Below are 5749 nucleotides of genomic sequence, written 5' to 3' on the forward strand. Positions count from 1 at the left end.
GCATCAGCGCGGTCGACTTCACGCCGTTCGACAATCGCGACGAATTGACCATCTCGGACATCTGCACGAAGCCGCGATCGAGCTTGCCGACGGCATAGGCGATCGCACCCTCCAGCTTGATCTCGCCAGAGGCCATCGAGCGGGTGCCGAGCTTGTCCTTCAGCCGCACGATCCGGTAGTGATTCGGCGTGCCGTCGTCGAGGAAGCGCGGCATCAGGAACAGCCCTACGCCGCGTGTGCCGGGCGGCGCGCCTTCCGGCCGCGCCAGCAGCATCACCACCCTGGCATCGGCATTGGAGCAGAACCACTTCTCTCCGTAGAGCCGCCAGTGCTCGCCTTCCTGCACCGCGCGGGTGGTCAGCGTGCCGACGTCGGAGCCGCCCTCCTTCTCGGTCATGAACTGTCCGCCCTGCGTCAGCTTCTCCATGTCGGTCTGGGTCAGGCCGTCGAGATATTTTGCCTTGAGCGCCTCGCTGCCGAAATTCGCAAGCAGCTTGGCGCAGCCGTCGGTGACGTTGATCGGACAGCCGAGGCCGAACTCCGCCTGGTTGAACAGGAAGGTGAAGGCGTGCTTGGCGACCACGGGATATCTGTCCGGCCAGCCCAGGATGCCCTTGCGAATCGACATCGCGTGAATGCCGAACTCGCCGAAGGCGGCCCGCTCCAGCTCCTGATAGGCCGGATGATACTCGATCCATTGCGCGTCGCGGCCGAAGCGGTCGCGCTGATGCAGCACCGGCCCATGGCGGTCAGCAAGCCGAGCGCATTCATCGAGATGGCCGCCGGCAAGCTCGCCAAGCCGCTCGAGATGCGGCTCGATATGGCGGAACAACGCCTCGGGCAGATGGATGCGCAGGAGGTCCGCGAGCGCCGGATCGGCGTGATAGAAATTCATCCCCGAGGTGTCGGGCGCGAGCAGCGCCGGGCGCGCCGGCGCGTCATGCGTGATGAGCTGGTTCATATTCATTGTCCGTTTCCGCCCCGTTTCTTCTTGCCGCTTGGCATGATGTGGATCATGCTCCGTTGCGGTATCACACGCAACCGCTTGCCTGGAGGCCTTGCGCACCTAGATTGAGCCTCTCATCCACCTGCAAGGAAAGCCTCCCATGGAGCTGCCCAAATATAAGACCGCCCTCATCGTCGGCGCCGGCGAGGGCCTGAGCGCGTCGCTGGCGCGCCTGTTCGCGCGCCAGAAGATCGGCGTCGCGCTCGCCGCGCGCAAGATCGAGAAGCTCGGCGCGCTCTGCCACGAGACCGGCGCGCGTGCTTACGCCTGCAACGCCGCCGACGCGGACGAGGTGGAACGGCTGTTCGGCCTGGTGGAGCGCGAGATCGGCACGCCCGACCTCGTCGTCTACAATGCCAGCGCGCGCGCCCGCGGCGCCTTCGTCGACCTGGTCCCCGCGGAGGTCGCGCAGGCGATCCTGGTCAGCGGCTTCGGCGGCTTCCTGGTGGCGCAGCAGGCGGCAAAACGGATGCTGCCCAACAAGCATGGCGCGATCCTGTTCACCGGTGCATCCGCTTCCGTCAAGGGCTATCCGCAATCCGCGCCGTTCGCGATGGGCAAGTTCGCGCTGCGCGGGCTGGCGCAGAGCATGGCACGCGAATTGTCGCCCCAGGGCATTCATGTCGCGCATTTCGTGATCGACGGTGGCATCCGCAGCGGAGCGCGGGCCGAGCCCGCCGACCGGCCGGACTCCATGCTCGATCCCGACGCCATCGCGCTGAGCTACTGGAACGTGCTGCAGCAGCCGCGCAGCGCCTGGACCTGGGAAGTGGAACTGCGGCCCTGGGTGGAGAAGTTCTGATGATGCGATAGGGTGGGTTGGCCGCAGGCGTACCCCACCATTCGTCATGAGGAAATCGGTGGGTACGCTTCCGCCTTCGCCAACACTTGGGCGGACAAGTCGCCACCCCACCCTGCAACAGTGGAGAGATGTGGATGAGCGATGCGCCGACGCCTAACGAAACCAGGATCGACACCGGCACTGACGAACTCTTGTGCGTAATCCGCGACCGCGTCGCAATCATCACGCTCAACCGGCCCGAAGCGCGCAACGCGATGTCGGACAACCTCACGCCGGCGCTGCGCGCGATGATCCGCAGTTGCGGCGAGAATCCGAACGTCCACGCGCTCCTGCTCACCGGCGCGGGCACGGCCTTCTGCGCCGGCGGCAACGTCAAGGGCATGGGCGCGCATCGCGACAAGAAGAAGCTCGACATGTCCTTCGACGAGAAGGTCGCGGATTTGCAGGAGCGGCAGCGGTTGCTGACGGGTGCGCTGGTGTCGGTACGCAAGCCGACTATCGCCGCCCTGCCCGGCCCCGCGGTCGGCGCCGGGCTCGCGCTCGCAATGGCCTGCGATATCCGGATTGCGGCGCAGTCGGCCTTCGTCTCCACCGGCTATCTGCGCGTCGCGCTGAGCGGGGACTATGGCGTCGCCTGGCTGTTGACCCGCCTGGTCGGCACCGCGCGGGCCCGCGAACTGATGTTCACGGCCGAGCGCATCGATGCGGCGCGCTGCGAGGCCATCGGCCTCGTCAACCGCGTCGTGCCGGATGACAAATTGCAGGAGGAGGCGTTTACGTTGGCGAAATCGTTGGCCGACGGGCCGACGCTGGCGCTGCGCTACATGAAGGACAATCTCGACGAGGCGCTGTCGTTCGACTTCGCCACCGCCCGCGACCAGGAGGCGGAACGGCTGGTCCGCCTCACCACCACGGCCGACCACAAGGAGGCGGTGCAGGCCTTCATCGACAAGCGCAAGCCGGTGTTCAAAGGCAAGTAGGACCGGTGCAACAGTCAGACATGAACGGCTGCTTGCGCCTCGCGCGCGGCGATCCGCCAGCTCGCGCAGGGGATATCGGCCGGTGCCGCGTCGATATGCTTCTCGAAGCGGATCAGCTTCCAGTCGTCGGGATGTTGGGTGAAGGCGAAGCCGGCCATGCGCGCGAGAGCGATCATGGCCTCGTTGGAGCGCAGCGTGTCGCCGAAGATGCGCGCAGCCCGAAATGCGGCCGCGCGGCATTCCAGGTTCTTCAGCAGCGACGCGCCGAGGCCAAGACCCTGCCAGCGATCCTCGATGGAGAGACCGAACTCGAAACTGTTGCTTGCCGCGTCCAGAGCGTAGCGCGCCTCGCCGATGATGGTGTCGAAACCGCCGACCTTCATGGTCGCGATCACGGTGAAGCTGTCGTCCTCGCCGGCATGGGTGAAGTGCTCGAGCACGGGCCTCGGCAACTCGCTCATCGCGCCGAGAAAGCGGTTGTAGCGCGAACGTGTCGACAGCGATCGATAATAGGCCTGCAGCTCCTCCGCATCACGCGGCTCGACGAAACGCACGTTGACCGCGTGGCCGCGAGACGTGTGCAGCAGATCCGAATATTGGCGGAGATCGTCGAACCGAAGCCTGATCATCGCGCGCTCCCTTGCGGAAAATCGGCCGGCGCCCCTCACACGAGGCGGCGCCGGCCTGGCTGCCGTGGTCTCAAGCCCGCCAGAAAGGTTTCTCGGCCTCGCGCACGATGTCGCTCCAGGTCAGGCCAACGTCATGCAGGTCCCGCTCGGTCCAATGCGTCAGCTCGCGCCGGGCCTGGTGCCGCCGCCGCCAGAGATGGACGGTCTCGCTGAGCTGGCCCCAGATCCCCGGAACATGATGATTTGTCATCGATTCATGGGTGAGGGTGGACATCATTCGCTCCTAAAGCTATCTTCCGTGTCGAATATTGGTATGAATCAGCGGCGGCGCAAACGACACTTTGTACCGTTTCGGATGAAATAACGTCATGTATTTGGAGCCCAGATGACAGCCCGCCTGCCGTCGCTCAACGGGTTGCGGGCATTCGAGGCCGCCGCACGCCATCTGAGCTTCACCCAGGCCGCCTCCGAATTGAACGTCACGCAGACCGCGATCAGCCATCAGATCAAGCGGCTGGAGGAGGAGCTCGGCATCGCGCTGTTCGTCCGCAAGAACCGCACCCTCGCTCTGACGCCCAAGGCCAAGGACTACCTGCCGGGCGTCCGCGCCGCATTCAACGACCTCAGGCTCGCGACCGACCGCCTGCTGCGGAAGGACGACGACAACGTGCTGACGGTCTCCACGCTGGCTTCGCTCGCCGCCAAATGGCTGCTGCCGCGGCTGTCGACCTTTCAGGAGGCGCATCCCGGCATCGACGTCCGTATCACGACCTCCTCCGGGCTGGTCGACTTCCGCTCCGGCGACGTCGACGCTGCGATCCGCTATGGCCGCGGCCATTGGCCGGGCGTGCGCAGCGACTGGCTGATGGCCGACGAGCTGTTTCCGGTGTGCAGCCCGCAACTCCTGAAAGGCGACAAGCCGCTGCGCTGCCCGCAGGATCTCGCCGGCCACCCGCTGCTGCACACCAGCGGCGGCTATGATGACGACTGGCGGCTCTGGCTCACCGCCGCCGGCCTCCCGGCCAACATCTCCCGCCAGCCTGGGTTGACCTTCGACCTGATCCTGATGACCGTGCAGGCGGCGATCGACGGGATCGGGGTCGCGATGGGCCGGACCTCCTATGTCGAGGCCGACATCGCCAAGGGCCGTCTCGTCGTTCCCTTCAAGATTGCCTTACCTTCCGACGCCGGCTTCTACCTGGTATCGCCGCAAGACGCAGCCGAGACGCCGAAGCTCCGCGCCTTCCGGCAGTGGCTGCTTGCGACCGTCAAGAACAACGCCGGGAAAATTCCGGCCTGAGCGCCAAGTCAGCGGGAATTCGCGGCTTTTCCGGTTGGTTGCGGGACCACGGCGTGGCAAGTAGGTTCGTCGAGACCAATTACCGGCAGCCAAGTTGCTCGACCGGCCAAGCGAGTACGGGGAAGGAATCGCGCCATGTCGCAGACCACCGCCACCGAGCCGCCCGCGATCAAGTCGCGGATCGGCGCCATTCTGCGCGCCACCAGCGGCAATTTCCTCGAGCAGTTCGATTTCTTCCTGTTCGGCTTTTACGCCAGCGCGATCGCGAAGGCCTTCTTCCCCTCGGAGAACGAGACCGCGGCGCTGCTCAACACCTTCGGCGTGTTCTGGCTCGGCGCCTTGATGCGGCCGGTAGGGGCCATCATACTTGGCGCCTATCTCGACAAGATCGGCCGCCGCCAGGGCCTGATCGTCACGCTGTCGATCATGGCGCTCGGCACGGTCGTGATCGCGATCTGCCCGACCTATGCGACGATCGGCGTCGCGGCCCCCGTCATCGTGCTGATCGGCCGGCTGTTGCAGGGCTTCTCCGCCGGCGTCGAGCTCGGCGGCGTATCGGTCTATCTCGCCGAGATTTCCACGCCCGGCCATCGCGGCTTCTACACCTCGTTCCAATCGTCCAGCCAGCAGGTCGCGATCTTCGTCGCTGCGATCCTCGGCTATGTGCTGAGCGAAATGATGCCGGCGGCCACCGTCACGGCCTGGGGCTGGCGCATCCCGTTCTTCGTCGGCTGTCTGATCATTCCCGTCATCTTCTTCCTGCGCCGGACGCTGGAGGAGACACCGGAATTCCTGGCGATGAAGAAGCATCCGACCGCGAGCGAGGTGTTCGCCTCGGCGGTCGCGAACTGGCGCATCGTGATCCTCGGCATGATGATCGCGATCCTGACCACGACGACGTTCTACTTCGTCACCGTCTACACGCCGACCTTCGGCAGGAACGTCCTGAAACTGTCGACCCAGGATGCGCTGCTGGTCACGCTGCTGGTCGCGGTCACCAATTTCATCTGGAATCCGGTCGGCGGCGCGGTG

Annotated in this window: 7 protein-coding genes; 4 read left to right on the forward strand and 3 right to left on the reverse strand. The window is 65.5% G+C overall.

Annotated elements, in window-relative coordinates; all coding sequences use genetic code 11:
- On the reverse strand, positions 1-961 hold a 961-nt coding region (locus JOY90_RS15450; protein ID WP_291691986.1), incomplete at its 3' end, for an acyl-CoA dehydrogenase family protein.
- A 145-nt stretch (positions 962-1106) separates the two neighbouring features.
- Between JOY90_RS15450 and JOY90_RS15455 the strand changes: the two genes are divergently transcribed.
- Together JOY90_RS15455 and JOY90_RS15460 are read left to right on the forward strand one after the other, a co-directional pair.
- Positions 1107-1808 (forward strand): SDR family NAD(P)-dependent oxidoreductase, encoded by a 702-nt coding sequence (locus JOY90_RS15455; protein ID WP_291691987.1) that lies wholly within the window; start codon positions 1107-1109, stop codon positions 1806-1808.
- A 134-nt stretch (positions 1809-1942) separates the two neighbouring features.
- The gene (locus JOY90_RS15460) at positions 1943-2788 is read left to right on the forward strand and encodes an enoyl-CoA hydratase (protein WP_291691988.1); all 846 of its coding nucleotides are present in this window, start codon (positions 1943-1945) and stop codon (positions 2786-2788) included.
- Positions 2789-2802: 14 nt separating this feature from the next.
- On the opposite strand, the gene JOY90_RS15465 is transcribed toward JOY90_RS15460, so the two are convergent.
- Positions 2803-3417 carry a GNAT family N-acetyltransferase gene (locus JOY90_RS15465; RefSeq protein ID WP_291691989.1) on the reverse strand — a complete coding sequence of 205 codons (615 nt, stop codon included), beginning with the start codon at positions 3415-3417 and terminating at the stop codon, positions 2803-2805.
- 70 nt (positions 3418-3487) lie between these two features.
- Positions 3488-3691 (reverse strand): DUF1127 domain-containing protein, encoded by a 204-nt coding sequence (locus tag JOY90_RS15470; RefSeq protein ID WP_291691990.1) that lies wholly within the window; start codon positions 3689-3691, stop codon positions 3488-3490.
- Positions 3692-3802: 111 nt separating this feature from the next.
- Between JOY90_RS15470 and JOY90_RS15475 the strand changes: the two genes are divergently transcribed.
- Positions 3803-4717 (forward strand): transcriptional regulator GcvA, encoded by a 915-nt coding sequence (locus JOY90_RS15475; protein WP_291691991.1) that lies wholly within the window; start codon positions 3803-3805, stop codon positions 4715-4717.
- Positions 4718-4852: 135 nt separating this feature from the next.
- Positions 4853-5749: tricarballylate/proton symporter TcuC (tcuC, locus tag JOY90_RS15480; RefSeq protein ID WP_291691992.1), on the forward strand; the 897-nt coding region annotated here is incomplete at its 3' end.

The organism is Bradyrhizobium sp. (assembly GCF_019242285.1).
Taxonomy (GTDB): domain Bacteria; phylum Pseudomonadota; class Alphaproteobacteria; order Rhizobiales; family Xanthobacteraceae; genus Bradyrhizobium.